The following is a 24,956-nucleotide window of genomic DNA, read 5'->3' as shown; positions in this document are numbered from 1 at the left end:
TGGTGTGCGCCCCCTGTGCGCCGGCTCGATCCTGCGGCGGTCCGTGGAATTCCAGCACAGTGCCGGATCTCCAACAAGGCCCGAGGGTCAGGCCACGACATACGTGACAGCACGTGAGGGGCGAGTCACCGGACGTAGAAAGTGATCACCCGCAAAAACGGACGAATGTACTCGATTCACCGACGGGCGGAAGGTGTCCCAGTCGCCATGATCAGCAGCGGAATGATGGCTTCAGGGGGGCAATGTCGGTTTCGTCGGGGTGGTGTGCGAGCCGGAATTGACCGGTTTGACCCTTGATAAGTGAGCAAACTCACACGCTGATCATGGGCCCCACCCGGCCCGCCGGGGAATCGCATGTTTAGCCTGACGCTTTACAGAGAAGGCAAAACCGACAACCCGCGCCCTCGCAGGGCTTCTTGCAGCCTCCAGGCGCCCGGACACGACAGGGTCTCGTACAACCGTGAAGACGACGATGATGTTCCACAAGATCGCCAACCCGCGCCGCACGACGCTGGCCCACCTCGACGGCGCCGACGACCTGCAGACGCCGGAACAGCGGGAGCACGCCGTCGAGCTCCCCACCCAGACGGCCAACCCCCGGCGCACCGTCCTCATGGAGATCCCGGCCGCGGCCTCCGCCGCAGAGTAGTACGGCGGCCCGGCCGCCCGACGATGCGGGACGGCCGCACGGACACGTACGACCGGGACGGCCGCACGGACACGTACGACCAGGGCGGCCGCACGGACACACGGGCGCCCGCGCCACGGACCGACGCCCGGTGGGCCGCGGCGGTCATGCGCGAGGCGCCCGACGCGTACCGCGTTAGCCTGGAGCGTCAGACTCCAGCCAGCTCAGTCAAGGGGCCAAGCAACCCGTGCGCATCGCCAGGTTCTCCATCGACGGGAACGTCGCCTTCGGCGCGGTCGAGGGCGACCAGCCGGACCAGCTCGTCCTCGACATCATCAAGGGCATCCCGTTCGCGGACTTCGAGCTCTCCGGCACCAAGGTGCCCCTCAGCAAGGTGCGGCTGCTGCCGCCCGTACTCCCCAACAAGGTCGTCGCCTTCGGCCGCAACTACGCCGAGCACGCCCGCGAACTCGGCAACGAGGTGCCCGAGGCCCCGTTCGCCTTCTTCAAGCCGTCCACCTCGGTCATCGGCCCCGGCGACGCCATCCAGTACCCCTCCTTCTCCGAGGAACTGCACCACGAGGCCGAGCTCGCCGTCGTCATCGGCCGCATGTGCCGCGACGTCCCGCGCGAACGCGTCAAGGACGTGATCTTCGGCTACACCTGCGCCAACGACGTCACCGCCCGCGACGTGCAGCGCCGTGAGAAGCAGTGGGCCAGGGCCAAGGGCTTCGACTCCGCCTGCCCGCTGGGCCCCTGGGTGGAGACGGACATCGACATCGCCGCCGCGGCGGACCTGACCATCCAGCTCACGGTCAACGGCGGCCAGCGTCAGCTCGGCCGCACCAGCGAGATGATCCACTCCATCGAGGACCTGATCGTCAACATCTCCGAGGCCATGACGCTGCTCCCCGGCGACGTGATCCTCACGGGCACCCCGGCCGGCGTCGGACCCCTCAACGTCGGCGACGAGGTCGCCGTCACCATCGAAGGCATCGGCACTCTCACCAACAAGGTTGTCAAGCGTGGCTAGCGCACCCGGCTCCCCCGTACGCGTCCGTTTCTGCCCCTCGCCCACCGGTAACCCCCATGTGGGCCTGGTCCGCACCGCCCTGTTCAACTGGGCGTTCGCCCGGCACCACCAGGGCACGCTGGTCTTCCGCATCGAGGACACCGACGCGGCCCGCGACTCCGAGGAGTCGTACCAGCAGCTGCTCGACTCGATGCGCTGGCTGGGCTTCGACTGGGACGAGGGCCCCGAGGTCGGCGGCCCGCACGCGCCGTACCGCCAGTCGCAGCGCATGGACATCTACCAGGGCGTCGCCCAGAAGCTCCTCGACGCCGGCCACGCCTACCGCTGCTACTGCTCCCAGGAGGAGCTGGACACCCGCCGCGAGGCCGCCCGCGCCGCCGGCAAGCCGTCCGGCTACGACGGCCACTGCCGCGACCTGAGCGACGCCCAGGTCGAGGAGTACAAGGCCCAGGGCCGCGAGCCGATCGTCCGCTTCCGGATGCCCGACGAGACGATCACCTTCACGGACCTGGTCCGCGGTGAGATCACGTACCTCCCGGAGAACGTGCCGGACTACGGCATCGTCCGTGCCAACGGCGCCCCGCTCTACACGCTGGTCAACCCGGTCGACGACGCCCTGATGGAGATCACCCACGTCCTGCGTGGCGAGGACCTGCTCTCCTCCACCCCCCGCCAGATCGCCCTCTACAAGGCGCTGATCGAGCTGGGCGTCGCCAAGGAGATCCCGGCCTTCGGCCACCTGCCGTACGTGATGGGCGAGGGCAACAAGAAGCTCTCCAAGCGCGACCCGCAGTCCAGCCTGAACCTGTACCGGGAGCGCGGCTTCCTCCCCGAGGGCCTGCTCAACTACCTCTCGCTGCTCGGCTGGTCGCTCTCCGCCGACCAGGACATCTTCACGGTCGAGGAGATGGTCGCGGCCTTCGACGTCAGCGACGTCCAGCCCAACCCGGCCCGCTTCGACCTCAAGAAGTGCGAGGCGATCAACGCCGACCACATCCGCATGCTCGCGGTGAAGGACTTCACCGAGCGCTGCCGCCCGTGGCTGAAGGCCCCCGTCGCCCCCTGGGCGCCCGAGGACTTCGACGAGGCCAAGTGGCAGGCGATCGCGCCGCACGCGCAGACCCGCCTGAAGGTCCTCTCCGAGATCACCGACAACGTCGACTTCCTGTTCCTGCCGGAGCCGGTCTTCGACGAGGCGAGCTGGACCAAGGCCATGAAGGAGGGCTCGGACGCCCTCCTGCGCACGGCGCGCGAGAAGCTGGACGCGGCCGACTGGACGTCCCCGGAGTCCCTCAAGGAGGCCGTCCTGGCCGCCGGCGAGGTCCACGGCCTCAAGCTCGGCAAGGCTCAGGCCCCCGTCCGCGTCGCCGTCACCGGCCGCACGGTCGGCCTGCCCCTCTTCGAGTCCCTGGAGGTCCTGGGCAAGGAGAAGGCGCTGACCCGCATCGACGCGGCCCTGGCGAGGCTGACGGCCTGACGCACGCGCGCTGAGGGGCGGCCACCCGGGCATCCGGGTGGCCGCCCCTTCGCCGTTCCCCGTTTCCCCTTCGGACGGACGCGGGCCGCCCCACGGCGTTACCGTCGGATCATGAGCATTCGGGCCGTGGTCTGGGACGTCGACGACACCCTCTTCGACTACACCACCGCCGACCGCGAGGGCATGCGCGCCCACCTGGTGGCCGAGGGGCTGCTCGCCGGGTACGGGTCGGCGGAGGAAGCCCTCGTGCGCTGGCGGGAGATCACCGACCAGCAGTGGGCCCGGTTCGCGGCCGGCGAGGTCGACTTCGTCACACAGCGGCGCGACCGCGTCCGGGTCTTCCTGGGCCGGCCGGACCTCACGGACACCGAGGCCGACGACTGGTTCCAGCGCTACGTCAGCCACTACGAGGCCGCCTGGTCCCTCTTCCCCGACGTCCTGCCCGTCCTCGACGCCCTCGCCGCCAGCCACCGGCACGCCGTGCTCTCCAACTCCAGCCTGACCGTCCAGGACCGCAAGCTGCGCGTGCTCGGCGTGCACGACCGTTTCGAGGCCATCCTGTGCGCCGCCGAGCTGGGCGTCTCCAAGCCCGAGCCCGGCGCCTTCCTCGCGGCCTGCGACGCGCTCTCCCTCGCCCCGCGGGAGGTCGCCTACGTCGGCGACCACCCGGAGATCGACGGGCGCGGGGCCGCCGACGCCGGGCTGCTGTCGGTCTGGATCGATCGCGGCGGTGCCTACGCGACCCTCGACGCGCCCGCCGGACCACGCCGGATCGCGTCCCTCTCCGAACTGCCCGCGCTCCTCGGCGCCGATACTCGTTTTGGAGCCGCGTCCACCTTCGGGTAATGTTCTTCCTGCGCCGCCGGGGAGCGGGCCGAAAGGGCCGGGAACCGGAAGCGCAACGCTAGAACAAAATCCCCCCAGGGGCTTGCGTTCCAGTGGCCTATGGTGTAATTGGCAGCACGACTGATTCTGGTTCAGTTAGTCTTGGTTCGAGTCCAGGTAGGCCAGCTCGCAGAGCTTATCTGCATCGCGGATCACATCCGCAAAGCCCCCGTTGTGTAGCGGCCTAGCACGCCGCCCTCTCAAGGCGGTAGCGCCGGTTCGAATCCGGTCGGGGGTACAGATCCTTCCCGCGAGGACAGTCAGGGTAGCTCCCGCTGACTTCGCGTGGACAACATCCGGCTACCGCCGGGTGAGGATCGCTAGGGCCCCCGTTGTGTAGCGGCCTAGCACGCCGCCCTCTCAAGGCGGTAGCGCCGGTTCGAATCCGGTCGGGGGTACTGACTGGTCTAAACCATCATTGGTCTATGGTGTAATTGGCAGCACGACTGATTCTGGTTCAGTTAGTCTTGGTTCGAGTCCAGGTAGACCAGCTCGGACCTGCGGAAACGCAGAGTCCTCGCCCCCGTTGTGTAGCGGCCTAGCACGCCGCCCTCTCAAGGCGGTAGCGCCGGTTCGAATCCGGTCGGGGGTACGAGTCCCAAGGGGGCTCCCGCTCAGGCGGGAGCCCCCTTCGGCGTTCACCCGGCCACCGTACGAGGCACCACCCCGAGCATCAACTCCCCGTACGGCGCGGTCAGTCCGGCAGCCGGAAGCTCTCCGCGTACGCCCACTCGCCCGACGTGTTCAGACGGGCTTCGCCCGAGACGGCGTGAGCACGGGGCGCGAGGACGGGGTGGGCCTGCCGCGGCGTTGAGGCGGGCCCGCTCCCGGTCGGGCACGCGAGGCGGTCAGCCCGTACGGCGCAGGGCCTCGGAGAGACGGCCTGCGGCGTCGATGACGGCCTGGGCGTGCATACGGCCCGGGTGGCGCGTCAGGCGCTCGATGGGGCCCGAGACGGACACGGCGGCCACCACGCGGTTGGAGGGGCCGCGCACGGGCGCGGAGACGGACGCGACGCCCGGCTCCCGCTCGCCGATGGACTGGGCCCAGCCGCGGCGCCGCACGCCGGACAGGGCCGTCGCCGTGAAGCGGGCGCCCTGCAGGCCGCGGTGCAGGCGCTCGGGCTCCTCCCACGCCATCAGGATCTGCGCCGAGGAGCCGGCCTTCATCGTGAGCGTGGAACCGACCGGGACCGTGTCCCTCAGGCCCGACAGCCGCTCGGCCGCGGCCACACAGATGCGCATGTCGCCCTGGCGGCGGTAGAGCTGGGCGCTCTCGCCCGTGACGTCCCGGAGGTGGGTGAGCACCGGGCCCGCCGTGGCGAGGAGACGGTCCTCGCCGGCCGCGGCGGCCAGTTCGGCCAGGCGAGGGCCGAGAATGAAGCGACCCTGCATGTCGCGCGCCACCATGCGGTGGTGTTCCAGCGCCACGGCCAGGCGGTGGGCCGTGGGTCGTGCCAGTCCGGTCGCACCGACCAACCCCGCGAGGGTGGCCGGACCGGACTCCAGAGCGCTCAGGACGAGGGCCGCCTTGTCCAGAACGCCGACGCCGCTACTGTTGTCCATGCAACGATACTCCCGTCTCACTCTGTGAAACGCAAGTTCAATTTTCCGCGGAACGCGCCACCCTTGAGGGCACGAAGTCACAACGGCCCGTGACGAAAGGGCCTGGTGGCGGGCGCCCGGAAACAGGGGTGAGGGCGCCGCCTCCTCAAGATCTCTAGTTGGGTCGGCGCGTTGTCGCCGGCCGGAGGGAAAGCGATGGGTAGGACACTCGCGGAGAAGGTCTGGGACGACCACGTCGTCCGGCGCGCCGAAGGCGAGCCCGACCTCCTCTTCATCGATCTGCACCTGCTGCACGAGGTGACCAGCCCGCAGGCCTTCGACGGTCTCCGCAAGAGCGGCCGCCCGGTGCGCCGGCTCGACCTGACCATCGCGACCGAGGACCACAACACCCCGACGCTCGACATCGACAAGCCCATCGCGGACCCGGTCTCCCGGGCCCAGCTGGAGACGCTGCGCAAGAACTGCGCCGACTTCGGCGTCCGGCTGCACCCGCTGGGCGACGTCGAGCAGGGCGTCGTGCACGTCGTGGGCCCGCAGCTGGGCCTGACCCAGCCCGGCACCACCGTGGTCTGCGGCGACTCGCACACCTCCACGCACGGCGCGTTCGGCGCGCTGGCGTTCGGCATCGGCACGTCCCAGGTCGAGCACGTGCTGGCCACCCAGACGCTGCCCATGGCCCGCCCGAAGACCATGGCGATCACCGTCAACGGCGAACTGCCCGACGGTGTCACGGCCAAGGACCTGATCCTGGCGATCATCGCCAGGATCGGCACGGGCGGCGGCCAGGGCTACATCCTGGAGTACCGCGGCGAGGCCATCGAGAAGCTCTCGATGGAGGCCCGCATGACCATCTGCAACATGTCGATCGAGGCCGGCGCCCGCGCGGGCATGATCGCCCCCGACGAGACCACCTTCGCCTACCTCCAGGGCCGCCCGCACGCACCCGAGGGCGCGGACTGGGACGCGGCGGTCGAGTACTGGAAGACGCTGCGCACGGACGACGACGCCGAGTTCGACGCCGAGGTGGTCATCGAGGCCGCCGAGCTCTCCCCGTTCGTCACCTGGGGCACCAACCCGGGCCAGGGCGCGCCGCTTTCCGCGGCCGTCCCCGACCCGGCTTCGTACGAAGACGCCTCGGAGCGCTTCGCCGCGGAAAAGGCCCTGGAGTACATGGGGTTGGAGGCCGGGCAGCCGCTGCGCTCCATCAAGGTGGACACCGTCTTCGTAGGTTCGTGCACCAACGGCCGCATCGAGGACCTGCGCGCCGCGGCCGAGATCGTGAAGGACCGCAAAGTCGCCGACGGCGTACGGATGCTGGTCGTCCCCGGCTCCGCGCGCGTGGGTCTGCAGGCCGTCTCCGAGGGCCTGGACGTGGTCTTCAAGGAGGCCGGCGCCGAGTGGCGGCACGCGGGCTGCTCGATGTGTCTGGGCATGAACCCGGACCAGCTGGCCCCGGGCGAGCGCTCCGCGTCCACCTCCAACCGCAACTTCGAGGGGCGGCAGGGCAAGGGAGGCCGCACCCACCTGGTGTCGCCGCAGGTCGCGGCCGCCACGGCGGTCCTGGGGCACCTGGCCTCCCCGGCCGACCTGTCCGCCGCCGACGTCCCCACGCCCGCTGGAGTCTGAGAGTCATGGAAGCGTTCACCAAGCACACCGGCCGGGCCGTCCCGCTGCGCCGCAGCAACGTCGACACCGACCAGATCATCCCCGCCCACTGGCTCAAGAAGGTCACGCGGGACGGGTTCGAGGACGGGCTGTTCGAGGCCTGGCGCAAGGACCCGGAGTTCGTGCTCAACCGGCCCGAGCGCCAGGGTGCCACGGTGCTGGTCGCCGGCCCCGACTTCGGCACCGGCTCCTCGCGCGAGCACGCCGTCTGGGCGCTGCAGAACTACGGCTTCAAAACGGTGATCTCCTCCCGCTTCGCCGACATCTTCCGCGGCAACTCGCTGAAGAACGGTCTGCTCACGGTGGTCCTCGACCAGAAGGTCGTGGACGCGCTGTGGGAGATCACGGAGAAGGACCCCCAGGCCGAGATCACGGTCGACCTGGAGGCCCGCGAGGTCCGTGCCGAGGGCGTCACCGCCGCCTTCGAGCTGGACGAGAACTCGCGCTGGCGGCTGCTGAACGGGCTGGACGACATCTCGATCACCCTCCAGAACGAGGCCGACATCGCCGCCTACGAGGCGAAGCGTCCGTCGTTCAAGCCGCAGACGCTCCAGGTCTGATCCCCGGCCCCCGTCCGGGGGCGGCACAAGGTCGAGTTTCGGCCACCCAGCACACCCGCTGTACCCCCGATCGGCCCGATCGGGGGTACAGCCGTGTCTGGGCCCGGATGCGGGTGCGTGTGACGGCCGGGATCGACAACTTCCCACGTTAGAGGCGTGGTTGCCGGGGTACATGAGTCGTCGGGGCGAGGTGTGCGCGGGTGCCCGGAAGGCCGTTCGGGGCCGCAGTTGCCCCCTGCGCAGGCGACAACTCGCCCCAGATGGCACAATCTGTGCATGGAACACGACGGCCAACTCGAGCTCTATACGGCGGTCGCGGTCCGGCTCAAAGAAGCGCACACAAGAGTGCGTGCACTGCAAGTCCCGGAGGGCGTACGGATGGCGCTGACCCGGAAGCTGCTGGTCATTACGGCCGCGGCCAAACACGATCTCGCCGGTGCGGCAAGGCGCCTGGAGCGGTTCACCGCCGATCTCGACGCGGGGCGATTCCCCGAAGAGGAAGGCTGAACAGGCCGGGACGGCCCGAGTCCGTTGCGGCACAAGGGTGATTAGCCCGTTTCGTGTTTGATTTGCGGTATATATCTGCCTAACGTGCGAAAAAGCTTGAACACATTCGTTCTGGCGATGTCTCCGAAGGGGAAGACGTGAACAAGGCGCAGCTCGTAGAAGCGATCGCCGACAAGCTGGGTGGCCGGCAGCAGGCCGCCGACGCTGTCGACGCGGTCCTGGACGCCCTCGTCCGTGCGGTGGTCGCGGGCGACCGGGTCTCGGTCACCGGCTTCGGTTCCTTCGAGAAGGTCGACCGTCCGGCCCGCTACGCCCGCAACCCCCAGACGGGCGAGCGGGTTCGGGTCAAGAAGACCTCGGTGCCGCGCTTCCGTGCGGGTCAGGGCTTCAAGGACCTGGTGAGCGGCTCGAAGAAGCTCCCGAAGAACGACATCGCGGTCAAGAAGGCCCCCAAGGGCAGCCTGTCCGGCCCCACGCCCACCATCTCCAAGGCCGCGGGCAAGAAGGCGGCCGCCAAGAAGGCCACGGGCGCCGCCAAGAAGACCACGGGCAAGAAGACGGCCGCGGCGGCGAAGAAGTCGACCGCGAAGAAGACGGCGGGCGCGGCGACGGCGCAGAAGTCCACCGCCAAGAAGTCCACCGCCAAGACCACCACGGCGGCCGCGAAGAAGACCACGGCCAAGAAGGCCCCGGCGAAGAAGGCGACGGCCAAGAAGGCCCCCGCCAAGAAGTCGACGGCTCGCAAGACCACCGCCAAGAAGGCCACCGCCCGCAAGAAGTAGCGGCAAGCAGCAGGCGAACGGGCACAGGGCACTCACGCGCCGGGCCGGACTCCCTCTCGGAGTCCGGCCCGCGGCGTGTCGGTACGCTCGTGGAACCCCCGCGGACCGGAAGGCCCCGGTGGAACAGAGTGTCCGGGGCCAGAGCGGCTGGAGCTGGAGGGCCGGAGCGTCTGGAGGGGTCAGAACGTCTGGAGGGTCACCAGCGTGATCCGGCGGTCCGCGTCCGCGCCCTCGGTCTCGATCCGCACCCGCTGCCCCGGTCGCAGCAGTCTCAGGCCCCCCGCGTCGAACGCCGCCGCGTCGAAGGGCACGGGCGTGCCGTCGTCGAGCAGCACCTGTCCGCTGCGGCTCTCGGGGTCGTACGTGTATGCGGTCGCCTGCATGCCGGAAGCCTACTGCCGGGGGATGAGCAGCCGCGCCGCCACGGCGGCCGTATGGGGCCCCACCCCCAGCGCGAGAGCGCTGCGCAGGTCGTCGCCGGTGTCGACGTCCTGCCGTACGGAACGCACCGCGTCGAGGCTGAGCTCCACCGCGCCGGAGGCCCGGTGCCGGGCCCGGGAATCCGTACCGAAAGCGGGGGCCAATTCACGGCCCGGTGCCACAGCCAGCAGGGTCGTGCCGATTCCGGCCGCGTCCGGCAGGAAAGCGCGCGGGAATTGCGCGGCCGCCGACAGGACCCGCGCCAATTCCGCGGGCCGCAGCGCGGGAAGATCGGCGTTGAGGGCGGCCACGGGAATGTCGGAACGCACCGCCCGAACGGCCGTCGCCCCGTGTGCCAGCGCGGCGTTCAGACCGCCGCCCGGCTCGTCCCGAACGACCCCGGCGCCCAGTTTCGCCAGCTCCCGCCCCGCCCGGGCGTCGTCCGTGACGACTGCCACATCCGCCACCGACGGACAGGCCAGCGCGGCCGCCACCGTGTCCTGTGCGAACGCCAGCGCGAGGCCCGGCCGCACCCCGTCGTCCGCGGTGTCCGACAGCCTGCTCTTGGCCCGGGCGAGGGGCTTCACGGGTACGACCAAGGTCCACTGCACGAGCGTTCCGTCCTTCTCTCGTCGCTGACATTGTCACCTGGGCGATCTGGCGATTCACTCGCCGGGGCGTACGGTGTTCTCGACAGACGGGCGGCCCGGGGCGACACTTGTCCGGCCCCAGGCCCTGGAGAAAGGTGTCCGCGTGCCCCGCCGCAGAATCGGCTTCTGGTACCGCTTCGCCGCGGTGATCTGCAAACCGCCGCTGGTGGTTCTGCTCAAGCGGGACTGGCGGGGAATGGAGAACATGCCGGCCGACGGTGGATTTATCACCGCCGTGAACCATAATTCGCACGTCGACCCCTTCGCGTACGCGCACTACCAATACAACACCGGGCGCGTGCCGCGTTTCCTGGCGAAGAGCGGCCTTTTCAAGAAGGGATTCGTCGGTGCCGCGATGCGGGGCACCGGGCAGATCCCCGTCTACCGCGAGAGCACGGACGCGCTCAGCGCCTTCCGGGCCGCGATCGACGCCGTGGAGCGCGGCGAGTGCGTCGCCTTCTACCCGGAGGGCACTCTCACCCGCGACCCGGACGGCTGGCCGATGACCGCGAAGACCGGTGCCGCACGCGTCGCCCTGCAGACCAAGTGCCCGGTGATCCCCGTCGCCCAGTGGGGCTGCAACGAACTGCTGCCGCCCTACAGCAAGAAGCCCAGGCTCCTGCCGCGCAAGACCCACCGCGTGCTGGCGGGCCCGGCGGTCGACCTGTCGCGGTTCTACGACAGGGAGATGACCGCGGAGCTGCTGAGGGAGGCCACGGAGGTCATCATGGCCGCCGTCACCCGCCAGCTGGAGGAGATCCGCGGCGAGAAGGCGCCCGCGACCCCCTACGACCCGCGCCGGGAGCGGATCGAGCAGCGGCGCCGGACGCAGGCGCAGGCGCAGGCCCAGGCATCGGCGCAGGGGCAGCAGGCAGAAGGGCGGAGCGCATGAGCAGGCCCGTCAAGGCGGCCGTCTTCGGCACCGGATCGTGGGGCACCGCCTTCGGCATGGTCCTCGCCGACGCGGGGTGCGACGTCACCCTGTGGGGGCGCCGCGCCGAACTCGCCGAGGCGGTCAACTCCACCCGGACCAACCCGGACTACCTGCCCGGCGTGGAACTCCCCGCCACCCTGCGGGCCACCACCGACGCCGCGGAGGCGGCGCACGACGCGGACTTCACCGTCCTCGCCGTGCCCTCCCAGACACTGCGCGCCAACCTCGCCGACTGGACGCCGCTGCTGGCGCCCGGCACGGTCCTGGTGTCGCTGATGAAGGGCGTCGAACTCGGCTCCACGATGCGGATGAGCGAGGTGATCGAGGACGTCGCCAAGGTCGGCGCCGAGCGCATCGCCGTGGTCACCGGGCCCAACCTGGCCCGGGAGATCGCCGCCCGCAGGCCGGCCGCCGCCGTGGTCGCCTGCCCCGACGAGGCCGTCGCCCAGCGCCTCCAGACCGCCTGCCACACGCCGTACTTCCGCCCGTACACCAACACCGACGTCGTCGGCTGCGAGCTCGGCGGCGCCGTGAAGAACGTGATCGGGCTGGCCGTCGGCATCGCGGACGGCATGGGGCTCGGCGACAACGCCAAGGGGTCGCTCATCACCCGCGGCCTCGCCGAGACCACGCGTCTCGGGGTCGCCCTCGGCGCCGACCCGTTGACCTTCTCGGGACTGGCCGGGCTCGGCGACCTGGTGGCCACCTGCTCCTCGCCGCTGTCCCGCAACCACACCTTCGGCACCAACCTCGGCAAGGGCATGACCCTGGCGGAGACCATCGCGGTCACCAGGCAGACCGCCGAGGGCGTCAAGTCCTGCGAGTCGGTGCTGGATCTGGCCCGCCGGCACGGTGTCGACATGCCGATCACCGAGACGGTCGTCGCCATCGTGCACGAGGGCAAGTCCCCGGTGGCCGCGGTGAAGGAGCTGATGTCGCGCAGCGCGAAGCCCGAACGACGCTGAGCGACGACGGGACGGCACGCGGGTGCCACCCGCGCCACGCGGCCCGGCCGACGCTGTCTCGCGGCCCTACGGGCGGGTACTCTCAACGCGATATGAGCACCGAGAACCTCCCCCAGAGCCCCGAGCAGAGCCCGGAGCAGCCGCCCCGCAAGCCGCGTGTGGCCGTCGTCTTCGGCGGGCGCAGCTCCGAACACGGGATCTCCGTGGTCACCGCCGGCGCCGTCCTCGCGGCCATCGACCGGACGAAGTACGACGTCCTGCCGATCGGCATCACCCGGGACGGCCGCTGGGCCCTCACCGCCGACGAGCCGGAGCGCATGGCGATCACCGAACGCCGTACGCCCGACGTCGAGGAACTGGCCGAGTCGACCGAGGGCGGCGTGGTGCTGCCCGTCGACCCCGCCAACCGCGAGGTCGTCTACAGCGAGCCCGGCTCGGTGCCCAAGGCGCTCGGCGAGGTCGACGTCGTCTTCCCCGTGCTGCACGGCCCGTACGGCGAGGACGGCACCCTCCAGGGCATGCTGGAGCTCTCCGGGGTGCCCTACGTCGGCTCGGGAGTGCTCGCCTCGGCCGTCGGCCAGGACAAGGAGTACATGAAGCGGGTGTTCACCTCCTACGGGCTGAAGGTCGGCCCGTACGTGGTGATCCGTCCGCGCGAGTGGGAGCAGGACCGTTCCGGCGCCCGCAGGAAGATCGTGGACTTCGCCGGCGAGCACGGCTGGCCGCTGTTCGTGAAGCCCGCGCGCGCGGGTTCCTCGATCGGCATCACCAAGGTCGACGACCTCGCCGGACTGGACGAGGCGATCGAGGAGGCCCGGCGCCACGACCCGAAGATCCTCGTCGAGGCGGCGCTCACCGGCCGGGAGATCGAGTGCGGGGTGCTGGAGTTCGAGGAGGGCCCCCGGGCCTCCGTCCCCGCCGAGATCCCGCCGCCCTCGGCGCACGCGTACTACGACTTCGAGGCCAAGTACATCGACTCCACGCCCGGCGTCGTGCCCGCCCCGCTCACGCCCGAGGAGACCGCCGAGGTCCAGCGGCTGGCGGTCGAGGCGTTCGACGCGGCCTCCTGCGAGGGGCTGGTGCGCGCGGACTTCTTCCTCACCGAGGACGACGAGTTCGTGATCAACGAGATCAACACCATGCCCGGCTTCACGCCGATCTCCATGTACCCGCAGATGTGGCAGGCGAGCGGTGTCGGTTACGCGGAACTGGTGGACCGGCTGGTCCAGGCGGCGCTGCGGCGGTCCACGGGGCTGCGCTGACGTTCCGTTCCGCACGGACGGCCCGGAAGGCGATCCCCTCGGGGATCGCCTTCCGCGCGACCGGTGGGAAACCGCGGCTCCTGAGCGGATCGCCGTACCCCGCGGCACAGTATGATCAGCGGGTTTCCCCAGCCCGCCGTCCGTCCGCGGCAGCGCCTCGTCCAGGGTTCCGGCACAGCTTGGTGACCAACGCGTCCGGGCCGGGAACCGCCGCCGACTCGCTGTCGTCTGCTGAGGGAGCGGCCCGCGGCGGCGGTCAGCGGTGCGAGAGCGAGCGGGCGGAAGAGGGCTAGAGATGGACGACCGGGCAGGTCAGAGTGCGGGTGATGCCGTCCACCTGCTGGACCTTGGCGACCACCATGCGACCCAGTTCGTCGACGGTTTCGGACTGGGCCCGGACGATGACGTCGTAGGGTCCCGTCACGTCCTCGGCCTGGATCACTCCAGGGATCTTGCTGATCGTCTCGGCGACGGTCGACGCCTTGCCGACCTCCGTCTGGATCAGGATGTACGCCTGTACCACGGAACCTCCAGGGCGGCCACGAGGATCATGTGGGGAAAAGGAACGCCACGGTATCGCGTCGCCGCGCTTCGCGGGGAGACCCGCGGAGCGTGTGGCCCGCGTGCCGGGGTGCGGCGCGGACACGAGTTGACGATCACGCCGACCGCGGAGGCGGTCATTTCGACCGTAACCAGGACAGAGATGCCACGCGACCGGGCACGGACAGGGACAGAAGGGGAGTCAAGGCAATGAAGGGCACTGTTGGTGAGCTCGGGGAGTTCGGGCTCATCAGGGAGCTCACCTCCCGTCTCACCTCCACTCCGGCGGTCCGGGTCGGCCCCGGCGACGACGCCGCGGTGGTGGCCGCGCCCGACCGCCGGGTGGTGGCCAGCACCGACATCCTCGTCGAGGGGCGGCACTTCCGCCGCGACTGGTCCACCGCGTACGACGTGGGCCGCAAGGCGGCGGCACAGAACCTGGCGGACATCGCCGCCATGGGCGCGGTGCCCACCGCGCTGCTGCTCGGCCTCGTGGTGCCCGCCGAACTGCCGGTGACCTGGCCGACCGAGCTGATGGACGGGCTGCGCGACGAGTGCCAGGTCGCCGGTGCCTCGGTGGTCGGCGGCGACGTGGTGCGCGGCGACACCATCACCGTGTCCATCACCGCCCTCGGTGACCTGCGCAACCAGGAGCCCGTGACCCGGGCCGGCGCGCAGCCCGGCGACCTCGTCGCGGTGACCGGCTGGCTCGGCTGGTCCGCGGCCGGGTTCGCCGTGCTGTCCCGCGGCTTCCGCTCGCCGCGCGCCTTCGTCGAGGCGCACCGTCGCCCGGAGCCGCCGTACCACGCGGGGCCGGCCGCCGCGGGTCTCGGCGCCACCGCGATGTGCGACGTGAGCGACGGGCTGATCGCCGACCTGGGCCACATCGCCGAGGCCAGCAAGGTCAGGATCGACATCCGCTCCGGCCAGATCGACATCCCGACCCAGATGAACGACATCGGCCAGGCCGTCGGCGTGGACCCCATGCAGTGGGTGCTCACCGGGGGTGAGGACCACGCGATCGTGGCCACCTTCCCGCCGGACGTGAAACTGCCCGCCCGCTGGAAGGTCATCGGTGAGGTCCTCAATCCGTCGGCCCTGCCCCAGGTGACCGTCGACGGGGCGCCGTGGACCAGCAAGGGCGGCTGGGACCACTTCGGGGACGTGGAGTCATGAGGCTTCCCCCGGTCCTCACCGTGGCCGGCTCCGACTCCGGCGGCGGCGCCGGCATCCAGGCCGACCTGAAGACGATGCTCGCCCTCGGCACCCACGGCATGAGTGTGCTCACCGCGGTGACCGCGCAGAACTCCCTCGGCGTGCGGGGTGCCTGGGAGCTGCCCGTGGAGGCGGTGCGGGCCCAGTACCGCAGCGTCGTGGACGACATCGGCGTCCAGGCGGTCAAGACCGGGATGCTCTCCTCCGCGGAACTCGTCGAGACGGTCGCCGAATTGATCGGCGGCACCGACGCCCCGGCCGTCGTCGACCCGGTGGGCGTCTCCAAGCACGGCGACGCGCTGCTCGCCGCCTCCGCCCTGGACTCGGTGCGCACCAAGCTGCTCCCGGTGGCGACCGTCGCCACGCCGAACCTCGACGAGGTCGCCCAACTCACCGGCGTACGGGTCGAGGCGGAGACCGATCTGCGCCGGGCCGCGGCGGCCGTACTGGAGTACGGGCCGCGCTGGGTGCTGATCAAGGGCGGCCATCTGCGCGGTGACGCCGTGGACCTGCTCACCGACGGCTGTGAGGAGCACTGGTTGCGCGCCCCGCGTCTCGACAACCGGCACACCCACGGCACGGGCTGCACCCTCGCGTCGGCCGTCGCCTGCGGGCTGGCGAAGGGACGGTCGGTGCCGGAGGCGGTGACGGCGGCCAAGGAGTACGTCACCGGGGCGATAGCGGCCGGCTTCCCGCTCGGCGGCGGCATCGGGCCGGTGGACCACGGCTGGGCACTCGGACGGGACGTTCCCTGAGCCCGACGCCCCCGGCGGCCGGTGACGTCCGCCGGGGCGAGCCCGCGGGCCTGTTCCAGGGGAACCGCACACCGCGCGCACCACTTCGGCGGCCCCGGGTCCGGCGCCGCCGCGGACGGTCAACCGCCCGTCCGGCTCGCCCGGGGGTCCGAGGGCACCGAAGCGTGCTCCCGGCGTCCGGGCACGGCAAAAAGCCGGCCCACCCGAGGTGGACCGGCTTCGTGCAGCGGACCAGGCAGTGGCCGCGCGCTCAGCTGACGCGTCAGCGCGAGACCTTGCCGGCCTTGATGCACGAGGTGCAAGCGTTCACGCGCTTCGGCGTCCCGCCGACCACGGTACGCACACGCTGGATGTTCGGGTTCCAGCGACGGGACGTACGGCGGTGCGAGTGCGAGATGTTGTTGCCGAAGCCCGGCCCCTTGCCGCAGACGTCGCAGTTGGCAGCCACGGGTCACTCCAAAGACTTCAGATGCACTTACGGTTGATCCCGGCATGCCGGGACCAGGTCTCGGACCAATGAACGGTCCGGGATCTGAGTGGCGGTGCCAGGGGGGATAGCCCGATCGGGATCGGGCAACCGGAGCAGCATACAACGGCTGCTCCCGTACAACGAAACTACCACGGCAGCTCAGCGGTCCGTCCCCGGCCCTCTTCCGGTGGGCCCCCTCCCAAGGTCTACGCTGCCTGCCACGTCCAGCAGCTCAAGGAGGCGCAGGTGGCGCAGGTGCCGCAGAGGTTCTTCGACGCTCTGGCGGTGCGTACCTGGTGCGGTCTGTCGCTGCGTGCGCTGGGGCAGGTGCGCGAGGAGATCGACGCCATCAACGTCTACCCCGTCGCGGACGGGGACACCGGCACGAACCTCTACCTGACCCTGGAGTCGGCCGTCGCGGCGGTGGAGGCGGTGTTCGCGGCGCACGAGGTGGACGCCGGGACGCCGGGGGGCGACGGCCCCTCACTGGCCGATGCCGTGGGCGCGATGGCGCACGGGGCGCTGATCGGCGCGCGGGGCAACTCCGGGACGATCCTCGCGCAGCTGCTGCGGGGCATGGCCCAGGTGCTCACCGCGCGGGGTGAGCCCGCTCACACCGACGGCCCGGCCCTGCGGCTGGCCCTGCGGCACGCGGCCGAGTCCGCCCGGCAGGCCGTGGCCCACCCGGTCGAGGGCACCGTCCTGACCGTCGCCTCGGCCGCCGCCGACGCGGCCGACAGTGCGGAGGGCGACTGCGCGGCGGTGGCCCGCGCGGCCCATGAGGGCGCCCGTGCGGCACTCGCCGCGACCCCGGGCCAACTGGCCGTCCTGGAGCGCGCCGGAGTGGTCGACGCCGGCGGGCACGGTCTCGTGACGGTCCTCGCGGCCCTGGTGGAGACGTTCACCGGCCGGACGTCGGCGCCGGGAGCGGCCGTCGTGCCGCACGCGCGCGTGGAGCCCGGCCGCGGGGGGCGCGCGGGGGAGTGCGCCGAGGCGGAGGACGGCGAGGACCGCGCGGGGGAGTGCGCCGTCGCGGGGAGCGGTGGGGAGCGCGCGGGGGAGGGCGCCGTGGCGGACGGCGGCGCCCACGGCCCCGCCTTCGAGGTGATCTACCTCCTGGAGGCCGACGACACGGCCGTGGCACGACTGCGGCAGCGGCTCGACACCCTCGGTGACTCGCTGGTCGTGGTCGGCGGCGACGGACTGTGGAACGTCCACGTCCACGTCGACGACGCGGGCGCCGCCGTGGAGGCGGGCGTCGAGGCCGGGCGGCCGTACCGGATCCGCATCACGCACTTCGGGCACGGCGACGTCCACAGCACCAGGACCGGGCGCCCGCCCCAGGAGCGGACCCAGCGCGCCGTGGTGGCCGTCGTCCCCGGCGAGGGCCTGGCCGGGCTGTACGCCGAGGCGGGGGCGACCCCCGTGCTCGCCCGCCCGGGGGAGTCGCCCGCGAGCGGGGAGCTCGTGCAGGCCGTCCGCCGGGCGCACGCGCGCGAGGTCGTGCTGCTGCCCAACGACGCGGAGCTGCGGCACACCGCCGCCGCGGCGGCGGAGCAGGCCCGCGCCGAAGGCATCCGGGTCGCCCTGATCCCGACCCGTTCCGCGGTCCAGGGCATCGCCGCGCTCGCCGTGCACGAACCCGGGCGGCGCTTCGACGAGGACGTGGTGGCGATGACCTCGGCGGCCGGCGCGACCCGCCACGCCGAGGTCATCGTCGCCGAACACCGGTCCTGGACCACGGCCGGCATCTGCCAGGCGGGTGACGTGCTCGGCCTCATCGACGGCGACGTGGCCGTGATCGGCGCGGACGTCACGGAGGTCGCCGCGACCGTCCTGGACCGCATGCTCGCGGCCGGCGGCGAGCTGGTCACCCTCGTCCTCGGTGACGAGGCCCCCGAGACCGTCGCCGGGCACCTGGAGGCCCGCGTCCGCGAGGCGTACCTCGCCGTCGACACGGTGGTCCACCGGGGCGGACGACAGGGGGCGCTGCTGCTGGTCGGCGTCGAGTAGCGCGGGCCTGCCCGGCGCGGTACGGCACGGGCTCGCGGGGCGTTTTCCGGGGCTTCCCGGGAGGCGTGGGGCCATTGTCAGTGGCGTGGTGTGCAATGGATCCCGTGCCCGCACTGCAAGAACCCCTGAAGAAGGTGCTCGGCCCCGCCACCGCGAAGGTGATGGCCGAGCACCTCGGCCTGCACACCGTCGGCGACCTCCTCCACCACTACCCCCGCAGATACGAGGAGCGCGGTCAGCTCACCCACCTCGCCGACCTGCCCATGGACGAGCACGTCACGGTGGTGGCCCAGGTCGCCGACGCCCGCCTGCACACCTTCGCCTCGCCGAAGGCACCGCGCGGCAAGGGACAGCGCCTCGAGGTGACCATCACGGACGGCAGCGGCCGCCTCCAGCTGGTCTTCTTCGGCCACGGCGTCCACAAGCCCCACAAGGAACTCCTGCCGGGCACGCGCGCGATGTTCTCTGGCAAGGTCTCCGTCTTCAACCGCCGACTGCAACTGGCCCACCCGGCGTACGAGTTGCTGCGCGGCGACGGGGGCGAGGACGGGACCGGCAGCGTCGAGTCGTGGGCGGGCGCGCTCATCCCCCTCTACCCGGCCACCGCCAAGCTGGAGTCCTGGAAGATCGGCAAGGCGATCCAGACGGTGCTGCCCAGCGCGCAGGAGGCCGTCGACCCCCTCCCCGCCTCCCTGCGCGAGGGCCGTGGCCTGGTCCCCCTCCCCGAAGCCCTCCTGAAGATCCACCGTCCGCACACCAAGGCGGACATCGAGGACGCCCGTGCCCGCCTGAAGTGGGACGAGGCCTTCGTCCTCCAGGTCGCCCTGGCCCGCCGCCGCCACGCCGAGACCCAACTCCCCGCCGTCCCCAGGAAGCCGAGCCCGGACGGCCTGCTCACGGCCTTCGACGACCGCCTCCCCTTCACCCTCACCGACGGACAGCGGAAGGTCTCCCGCGAGATCTTCGACGACCTCGCCACGGACCACCCGATGCACCGGCTGCTGCAGGGGGAGGTCGGCAGCGGCAAGACGCTGGTGGCCCTGCGCGCCATGCTCGCCGTCGTCGACGCCGGCGGGCAGGCCGTGATGCTGGCGCCCACCGAGGTGCTCGCCCAGCAGCACCACCGTTCGGTCGTCGAGATGATGGGGGAGCTGGCCAGTTGGGGGCTGTGGCGCGAAGCGCCTCCGCAGGAGGGCGGTGGTGGGCGACGGGAGGGCGGCATGCCGGGCGGCGCCGAGCACGCCACCAAGGTGGTCCTGCTCACCGGGTCGATGGGCGCCGCCGCCCGCCGTCAAGCCCTGCTCGACCTGGCCACCGGAGAGGCCGGCATCGTCATCGGCACGCACGCGCTGATCGAGGACAAGGTCCAGTTCCACGACCTCGGCCTGGTCGTCGTCGACGAACAGCACCGCTTCGGCGTGGAACAGCGCGACGCCCTGCGGAGCAAGGGAAAACAACCCCCGCACCTGCTCGTCATGACCGCCACGCCGATCCCGCGCACCGTCGCCATGACCGTCTTCGGCGACCTGGAGACCTCCGTCCTGGACCAGTTGCCGGCCGGGCGCTCCCCGATCGCCAGCCACGTCGTCCCGGCCGCCGACAAACCGCACTTCCTCGCACGGGCCTGGGAACGGGTGCGTGAGGAGGTCGCGGGCGGCCACCAGGCGTACGTCGTCTGCCCGCGCATCGGGGACGAGGACGACGACCCGAAGAGGAACTCCAAGCAGGCCAAGCCCTCCGGCGACGACGCCGAGAAGCGGCCCCCGCTCGCCGTCCTCGACGTCGCCGACCACCTGGCGAAAGGCCCCCTGCAGGGCCTCAAGGTCGAGATCCTGCACGGCCGCATGCAGCCCGACGACAAGGACGCCGTCATGCGCCGCTTCGCCGCCGGCGAGACCGACGTCCTGGTCGCCACGACCGTCATCGAGGTCGGTGTGAACGTCCCCAACGCCACCGCGATGGTGATCATGGACGCCGACCGCTTCGGGGTCTCGCAGTTGCACCAGCTGCGCGGCCGGGTCGGACGGGGCTCCGCCCCCGGCCTGTGCCTGCTGGTCACCGAGATGCCCGAGGCGAGCGCGGCCCGGCAGCGGCTGAACGCCGTCGCGGGCACCCTCGACGGCTTCGAGCTCTCCCGCATCGACCTCGAACAGCGCCGTGAGGGCGACGTCCTCGGCCAGGCCCAGTCCGGCGCCCGCACCTCCCTGCGCGTCCTCGCCGTCATCGAGGACGAGGAGATCATCGCCGAGGCGCGGAAGGAGGCGGCGGCGGTGGTGGCCGCCGACCCGGAGCTCACCGGCCTGCCCGGCCTGCGCACCGCCCTGGACGCACTGCTGGACGAGGAGCGGGAGCAGTACCTGGAGAAGGGCTGACAGACTGGGGTCGGACACCCACCCGAGCACGCCGAGCACACCGACAAGGACCCAGAGATGACCCGCGTGATCGCCGGCAAAGCCGGCGGACGCCGCCTCACCGTCCCGCCAGGGACCGGCACCCGCCCCACCTCCGACCGCGCGCGCGAGGGCCTCTTCTCCACCTGGCAGTCCCTCCTCGGCGGCCCGCTGGACGGCGAACGCGTCCTCGACCTGTACGCCGGTTCCGGCGCCGTGGGCCTCGAGGCGCTGTCCCGGGGCGCCGGGCACGTCCTCCTCGTCGAGGCCGACGCCCGCGCCGCCCGCACCGTCCGGGAGAACGTGAAGGCCCTCGGCCTGCCCGGCGCCGAGGTCAGGGCGGGCAAGGCGGAACAGGTCATCCGCACCGCGGCCCCGGAAGAGCCGTACGACATCGTCTTCCTGGACCCGCCGTACGCCGTGTCGGACGACGATCTTCGGGAGATCCTGCTCACACTCCGCACTCAGGGGTGGCTCACCGGGGAAGCGCTCGTCACCGTGGAGCGCAGCACCAGGGGCGGCGAATTCCGCTGGCCGCACGGCTTCGACGCGATCCGGGCCCGTCGTTACGGCGAGGGAACGTTTTGGTACGGTCACGCCGCCTCTACGTGCGAAGACGCACGATGACCGGACCGGAGAGCGAGGGAACTCAAGTGCGCCGCGCCGTCTGTCCCGGGTCGTTCGACCCGATCACCAACGGACATCTCGACATCATCGCCCGGGCCTCCAGACTCTACGACGAGGTCTACGTCGCGGTGATGATCAACCAGGCCAAGAAGGGCCTGTTCGAGATCGAGGAGCGGATCGACCTCATCCGCCAGGTCACCGCCGAGTACGGGAACGTGCGCGTGGAGTCCTTCCACGGCCTCCTCGTCGACTTCTGCAAGCAGCGCGAGATCCCGGCCATCGTGAAGGGCCTGCGCGCGGTCAGCGACTTCGACTACGAGCTGCAGATGGCCCAGATGAACAACGGCCTCTCGGGCGTGGAGACCCTCTTCATCCCCACCAACCCCACCTACAGCTTCCTGTCGTCCTCCCTGGTCAAGGAGGTCGCGACCTGGGGCGGCGACGTCTCCCACCTGGTGCCGCCGCTGGTCCTGGAGGCCCTCTCGGAGCGGCTGAGGAAGCGCTGACCGCACCGTCGTGCAGCCTCCGGAGACTGACAAACCGTCACCCGGTGTCCCCCGGGCTCCCCAGGGTCGTACAGTCGTCCCGTCCGTCTCCAACACAGCTGTAGAGAGTGGCGAGCACACGGTGGACGTGCAGAAGAAGCTCGACGAGATCACCGCGATGGTCTCCGGCGCCCGCGCCATGCCCATGTCGGCCTCGTGCGTGGTCAACCGCGCCGAACTGCTCTCGCTGCTGGAGGAACTGCGCGCCGAGCTGCCCGGTTCCCTCGCCCAGGCCCAGGAACTGATCGGCGACCGGGAACAGATGGTCGCGCAGGCCCGCCAGGAGGCCGAGCGGATCATCGAGAGCGCACACGCCGAACGCGGCTCCCTGATCTCCGACACCGAGATCGCCCGCCGCTCCCAGGCCGAGGCGGACCGGATCCTCAGCGAGGCCCGCCAGGAGGCCGAGGAGGTCCGCGCCGAGGCCGACGACTACGTCGACTCCAAGCTCGCCAACTTCGAGGTCGTCCTCACCAAGACCCTCGGCTCCGTCGGCCGCGGCCGCGAGAAGCTGCTCGGCACCGGACCCGGCCTCGACGAGAACGGCTACGAGGACGAGGACGCCCCCGAGCGCAGCCACGACCCGGAGACCCTGCGCCGGGACGCCGACGCCTACGTCGACACCAAGCTCGGCGCCTTCGAGGCGGTGCTGGCCAAGACCCTGGAGGCGGTCGGCCGGGGCCGCCAGAAGCTGCACGGCCGCATCGCCACCGACGACCTCGGCGCCCTCGCCGACGACTCCACCACCGTCCAGCACTCCAGCGACGCCGACTACCTCGCCGGCCTCGCCGCCCTCTCGGACGCCCCGGCCGAACAGCCCCGGCAGCGCGAGTACGGCGAGCAGCAGCCGGCGGCGGCACGGGTACCGGCCCAGGCCGTACCGGAGATGCCGGCGCAGGAACCGGAATACGGCTACGCGCAGCACGAGCCCGACCCGTACGGCGCGTACCAGCAGACCTACGGCGGACAGGACCCGTACGGCTACCCGCAGCAGTCCGCCGACCCGTACCCCTACCAGTACGACGCCCAGCCGCAGGTGTACGACGGCGGGCAGGGCTACGCGCAGCACCAGCAGCCCGTGATGCCGCAGCAGCCCCCACAGCCCCCACAGCCCCCGCAGGCTCAGCCGCAGGCGCTCGACGAGACCAGCCTCTTCGACACCAGCATGATCAGCGCCGAGCAGCTGAGGGCCTACGAACAGGGCCGCGGACTCTAGGGCCCCTCGGACGGGCCCTGGCCCGCGCACCGGTCCCGGGACCGGATTGGGCCGAGAGCGAAAGGTCCAGTATCCTGGCTCTTCGGTCGCGCGTACGTCCGCGATCGCCGCTGCCCGGGACCACCACAGGCAGCGTCCCCCAAGCCACGAAGACCGAAAGCAGGAATGGTTCTGAACGCGCGCCTCGACCACCGCGATCCCCTCGTGTTCGACACGCACGAGCTGGGACGGCGGCCCGGTGCGCTGCAGCGCCTGACCCGCACGGTCGACGCTCCCAGGGACTTCGGTATCCAGGGAGTCATCGGGGTGCCGGAAGGCGGCCCGGTGGAGCTGGACCTCCGGCTCGAGTCGGTCATGGAAGGTGTGCTCGTCACAGGCACCGCCCGTGCCAAGGCCGAGGGGGAGTGCGTAAGGTGTCTGGAGCCGCTCGAGCAGGAGCTCGAAGCGGACTTCCAGGAGTTGTTCTCGTACCCTGACGCCGACGACCGGGGCCGCGTGAAGGCGGAACCGGCCGACGACGCCGAGGAAGACGAGGACAGGCTCTTCGTCGAGGACGGCCTGATCGGCCTCGAACCCGTGCTGCGTGATGCGGTGGTGCTCGCACTGCCGATGCAGCCGGTGTGCCAGGAAGACTGCCAGGGTCTGTGCTCCGAGTGCGGGGTACGCCTGTCGGACGACCCGGACCACCACCATGACGCCGTCGACATCCGTTGGGCGGCTTTGCAGGGACTCGCCGGTTCACTCGAAGACGGCGAGAAGGACGAGATGAGCGGCGGCGCGCCTCAGTCAGCACGCGCCGACGAGAAGCAGGAGAAGTAGCCGTGGCTGTTCCGAAGCGGAAGATGTCGCGCAGCAACACGCGCCACCGCCGGTCGCAGTGGAAGGCTGCGGTCCCCACCCTGGTGGCGTGCGAGCGCTGCCACGAGCCCAAGCAGCAGCACATCGCGTGCCCGTCTTGCGGCACTTACAACAAGCGCCAGGTCCTCGAGGTCTGAGCGGCTGGTGAGAGGCACTGTGTCAGTCCCCAAGAAGGCGGAAGACGCCAAGGCGGACCCACCCGCCAAGAAGAAGGCGGACACCCAGGCCTCGTCCCACACGCTTCTGGAAGGGCGGCTCGGCTACCAGCTCGAGTCCGCCCTTCTGGTGCGCGCACTGACCCACCGTTCCTACGCGTACGAGAACGGCGGTCTGCCGACGAACGAGCGGCTGGAGTTCCTCGGTGACTCCGTCCTCGGCCTCGTCGTGACGGACACGCTGTACCGCACCCACCCCGACCTGCCCGAAGGCCAGCTGGCCAAGCTGCGGGCCGCGGTGGTCAACTCGCGCGCGCTGGCGGAGGTGGGCCGCGGGCTCGACCTCGGCTCCTTCATCCGGCTCGGCCGCGGTGAAGAGGGCACGGGGGGCCGGGACAAGGCATCCATCCTCGCCGACACCCTCGAAGCGGTGATCGGCGCGGTCTATCTCGACCAGGGCCTCGACGCGGCATCCGAACTGGTGCACCGCCTGTTCGACCCGCTGATCGAGAAGTCCTCGAACCTCGGCGCCGGCCTGGACTGGAAGACCAGCCTCCAGGAACTCACCGCGACCGAAGGGCTCGGTGTCCCCGAGTACCTGGTCACGGAGACCGGCCCGGACCACGAGAAGACCTTCACTGCTGCCGCCCGCGTCGGAGGCGTCTCGTACGGCACCGGCACCGGCCGCAGCAAGAAGGAGGCGGAGCAGCAGGCCGCGGAATCCGCCTGGCGGTCCATCCGGGCCACGGCGGACGAGCGCGCCAAGGCGCCGGCGGACCAGTCGGCCACCGAAGCCGCCCTCCAGCCGAACGCCGACGCACCGTCGGCCTCCGCCTGACC

26 protein-coding genes and 5 tRNA genes are annotated in these 24,956 nt (G+C 71.2%); 26 read left to right on the top strand and 5 right to left on the bottom strand.

Translation table 11 applies throughout. The features are described from left to right. Positions 1–460: 460 nt before the first annotated feature. The 9 genes from KUM32_RS11690 (at position 461) to KUM32_RS11650 (ending at position 4,615) form a co-directional block, all read left to right on the top strand. Entirely contained in the window at positions 461–649 is a 189-nt protein-coding gene (locus KUM32_RS11690) for a hypothetical protein (protein WP_217141831.1), read from the top strand. A gap of 226 nt (positions 650–875) precedes the next feature. Continuing rightward, complete coding sequence (locus KUM32_RS11685) at positions 876–1,661, top strand: fumarylacetoacetate hydrolase family protein (RefSeq protein WP_217141781.1); 786 nt, start codon at positions 876–878, stop codon at positions 1,659–1,661. Beyond that, positions 1,654–3,138: a glutamate--tRNA ligase gene (gene gltX / locus KUM32_RS11680; protein ID WP_217141780.1), complete on the top strand. Its 1,485-nt coding sequence runs from the start codon at positions 1,654–1,656 to the stop codon at positions 3,136–3,138. Before KUM32_RS11685 ends, gltX begins: the two co-directional genes overlap by 8 nt. 111 nt (positions 3,139–3,249) lie before the next feature. Further along, complete coding sequence (locus KUM32_RS11675) at positions 3,250–3,984, top strand: HAD family hydrolase (protein ID WP_217141779.1); 735 nt, start codon at positions 3,250–3,252, stop codon at positions 3,982–3,984. Positions 3,985–4,077: 93 nt separating this feature from the next. Beyond that, positions 4,078–4,149, top strand: a tRNA-Gln gene (locus KUM32_RS11670). A gap of 39 nt (positions 4,150–4,188) precedes the next feature. Beyond that, a tRNA-Glu gene (locus KUM32_RS11665) sits at positions 4,189–4,261 on the top strand. Between the two features lie 87 nt (positions 4,262–4,348). Continuing rightward, positions 4,349–4,421, top strand: a tRNA-Glu gene (locus KUM32_RS11660). 21 nt (positions 4,422–4,442) lie between these two features. Continuing rightward, positions 4,443–4,514: transfer RNA gene (locus KUM32_RS11655), tRNA-Gln, on the top strand. Between the two features lie 28 nt (positions 4,515–4,542). After that, positions 4,543–4,615 (top strand) — tRNA-Glu (locus KUM32_RS11650). A gap of 256 nt (positions 4,616–4,871) precedes the next feature. Here the strand turns inward: KUM32_RS11650 and ndgR are convergent. Then, the gene (gene ndgR, locus KUM32_RS11645; RefSeq protein ID WP_020270051.1) at positions 4,872–5,588 is read right to left on the bottom strand and encodes an IclR family transcriptional regulator NdgR; all 717 of its coding nucleotides are present in this window, start codon (positions 5,586–5,588) and stop codon (positions 4,872–4,874) included. 195 nt (positions 5,589–5,783) lie between these two features. On the opposite strand from ndgR, the gene leuC reads away from it, so the two are divergent. The 4 genes from leuC (at position 5,784) to KUM32_RS11625 (ending at position 9,102) form a co-directional block, all read left to right on the top strand. Continuing rightward, positions 5,784–7,214, top strand: coding sequence for a 3-isopropylmalate dehydratase large subunit (leuC, locus tag KUM32_RS11640; RefSeq protein ID WP_217141778.1), 1,431 nt, complete (start codon positions 5,784–5,786; stop codon positions 7,212–7,214). Between the two features lie 5 nt (positions 7,215–7,219). Next, positions 7,220–7,813 (top strand): 3-isopropylmalate dehydratase small subunit, encoded by a 594-nt coding sequence (gene leuD, locus KUM32_RS11635; protein WP_217141777.1) that lies wholly within the window; start codon positions 7,220–7,222, stop codon positions 7,811–7,813. 276 nt (positions 7,814–8,089) lie between these two features. Next, complete coding sequence (locus KUM32_RS11630) at positions 8,090–8,320, top strand: hypothetical protein (protein WP_217141776.1); 231 nt, start codon at positions 8,090–8,092, stop codon at positions 8,318–8,320. 137 nt (positions 8,321–8,457) lie between these two features. Then, positions 8,458–9,102: an HU family DNA-binding protein gene (locus tag KUM32_RS11625; protein WP_217141775.1), complete on the top strand. Its 645-nt coding sequence runs from the start codon at positions 8,458–8,460 to the stop codon at positions 9,100–9,102. 179 nt (positions 9,103–9,281) lie between these two features. Here the strand turns inward: KUM32_RS11625 and KUM32_RS11620 are convergent, their stop codons facing one another. Then, positions 9,282–9,485: a hypothetical protein gene (locus tag KUM32_RS11620; protein WP_217141774.1), complete on the bottom strand. Its 204-nt coding sequence runs from the start codon at positions 9,483–9,485 to the stop codon at positions 9,282–9,284. Positions 9,486–9,494: 9 nt separating this feature from the next. Further along, positions 9,495–10,133: a 2-phospho-L-lactate guanylyltransferase gene (gene cofC, locus KUM32_RS11615; RefSeq protein WP_217141773.1), complete on the bottom strand. Its 639-nt coding sequence runs from the start codon at positions 10,131–10,133 to the stop codon at positions 9,495–9,497. Positions 10,134–10,275: 142 nt separating this feature from the next. Here cofC and KUM32_RS11610 point away from each other — a divergent pair, with 142 nt between their 5' ends. The 3 genes from KUM32_RS11610 to KUM32_RS11600 all read left to right on the top strand — a co-directional run bounded on the left by KUM32_RS11610 (position 10,276) and on the right by KUM32_RS11600 (position 13,333). Then, the gene (locus KUM32_RS11610) at positions 10,276–11,064 is read left to right on the top strand and encodes a 1-acyl-sn-glycerol-3-phosphate acyltransferase (RefSeq protein WP_217141772.1); all 789 of its coding nucleotides are present in this window, start codon (positions 10,276–10,278) and stop codon (positions 11,062–11,064) included. Further along, positions 11,061–12,071: an NAD(P)H-dependent glycerol-3-phosphate dehydrogenase gene (locus KUM32_RS11605; RefSeq protein WP_217141771.1), complete on the top strand. Its 1,011-nt coding sequence runs from the start codon at positions 11,061–11,063 to the stop codon at positions 12,069–12,071. Before KUM32_RS11610 ends, KUM32_RS11605 begins: the two co-directional genes overlap by 4 nt. Positions 12,072–12,163: 92 nt before the next feature. Further along, positions 12,164–13,333, top strand: coding sequence for a D-alanine--D-alanine ligase family protein (locus tag KUM32_RS11600; RefSeq protein WP_217141770.1), 1,170 nt, complete (start codon positions 12,164–12,166; stop codon positions 13,331–13,333). A 289-nt stretch (positions 13,334–13,622) separates the two neighbouring features. Here the strand turns inward: KUM32_RS11600 and KUM32_RS11595 are convergent, their stop codons facing one another. Then, entirely contained in the window at positions 13,623–13,856 is a 234-nt protein-coding gene (locus tag KUM32_RS11595; protein ID WP_037654619.1) for an Lrp/AsnC family transcriptional regulator, read from the bottom strand. Between the two features lie 227 nt (positions 13,857–14,083). Here KUM32_RS11595 and KUM32_RS11590 point away from each other — a divergent pair, with 227 nt between their 5' ends. Together KUM32_RS11590 and thiD are read left to right on the top strand one after the other, a co-directional pair. Beyond that, the gene (locus tag KUM32_RS11590; RefSeq protein WP_217141769.1) at positions 14,084–15,049 is read left to right on the top strand and encodes a thiamine-phosphate kinase; all 966 of its coding nucleotides are present in this window, start codon (positions 14,084–14,086) and stop codon (positions 15,047–15,049) included. Next, the gene (gene thiD / locus KUM32_RS11585) at positions 15,046–15,843 is read left to right on the top strand and encodes a bifunctional hydroxymethylpyrimidine kinase/phosphomethylpyrimidine kinase (protein WP_217141768.1); all 798 of its coding nucleotides are present in this window, start codon (positions 15,046–15,048) and stop codon (positions 15,841–15,843) included. The genes KUM32_RS11590 and thiD overlap by 4 nt, the downstream gene beginning before the upstream one ends. Before the next feature lie 262 nt (positions 15,844–16,105). Here thiD and rpmB read toward each other — a convergent pair whose 3' ends face one another. Further along, complete coding sequence (gene rpmB / locus KUM32_RS11580; protein ID WP_003993230.1) at positions 16,106–16,291, bottom strand: 50S ribosomal protein L28; 186 nt, start codon at positions 16,289–16,291, stop codon at positions 16,106–16,108. Positions 16,292–16,558: 267 nt separating this feature from the next. On the opposite strand from rpmB, the gene KUM32_RS11575 reads away from it, so the two are divergent. The 8 genes from KUM32_RS11575 (at position 16,559) to rnc (ending at position 24,954) form a co-directional block, all read left to right on the top strand. Beyond that, positions 16,559–18,325 (top strand): DAK2 domain-containing protein, encoded by a 1,767-nt coding sequence (locus KUM32_RS11575; protein WP_217141767.1) that lies wholly within the window; start codon positions 16,559–16,561, stop codon positions 18,323–18,325. 95 nt (positions 18,326–18,420) lie between these two features. Further along, entirely contained in the window at positions 18,421–20,697 is a 2,277-nt protein-coding gene (gene recG / locus KUM32_RS11570; protein WP_217141766.1) for an ATP-dependent DNA helicase RecG, read from the top strand. A gap of 57 nt (positions 20,698–20,754) precedes the next feature. Beyond that, on the top strand, positions 20,755–21,342 hold the full coding sequence (gene rsmD / locus KUM32_RS11565; RefSeq protein WP_217141765.1) for a 16S rRNA (guanine(966)-N(2))-methyltransferase RsmD: 588 nt from the start codon (positions 20,755–20,757) through the stop codon (positions 21,340–21,342). 26 nt (positions 21,343–21,368) lie between these two features. Continuing rightward, on the top strand, positions 21,369–21,848 hold the full coding sequence (coaD, locus tag KUM32_RS11560) for a pantetheine-phosphate adenylyltransferase (protein WP_217141830.1): 480 nt from the start codon (positions 21,369–21,371) through the stop codon (positions 21,846–21,848). Between the two features lie 121 nt (positions 21,849–21,969). Beyond that, on the top strand, positions 21,970–23,103 hold the full coding sequence (locus KUM32_RS11555) for an ATP synthase F0 subunit B (RefSeq protein ID WP_217141764.1): 1,134 nt from the start codon (positions 21,970–21,972) through the stop codon (positions 23,101–23,103). 165 nt (positions 23,104–23,268) lie between these two features. Beyond that, the gene (locus KUM32_RS11550) at positions 23,269–23,922 is read left to right on the top strand and encodes a DUF177 domain-containing protein (protein WP_217141763.1); all 654 of its coding nucleotides are present in this window, start codon (positions 23,269–23,271) and stop codon (positions 23,920–23,922) included. 2 nt (positions 23,923–23,924) lie between these two features. Further along, the gene (gene rpmF / locus KUM32_RS11545) at positions 23,925–24,098 is read left to right on the top strand and encodes a 50S ribosomal protein L32 (protein ID WP_003951102.1); all 174 of its coding nucleotides are present in this window, start codon (positions 23,925–23,927) and stop codon (positions 24,096–24,098) included. Positions 24,099–24,105: 7 nt separating this feature from the next. After that, the gene (gene rnc / locus KUM32_RS11540) at positions 24,106–24,954 is read left to right on the top strand and encodes a ribonuclease III (protein ID WP_217141762.1); all 849 of its coding nucleotides are present in this window, start codon (positions 24,106–24,108) and stop codon (positions 24,952–24,954) included. Positions 24,955–24,956 lie beyond the last annotated feature (2 nt).

It is taken from the genome of Streptomyces sp. AC627_RSS907, from assembly GCF_019049165.1.
Note: the sequence above shows the minus strand (reverse complement) of the source record. Positions and strands in the feature narration are given on the sequence as shown.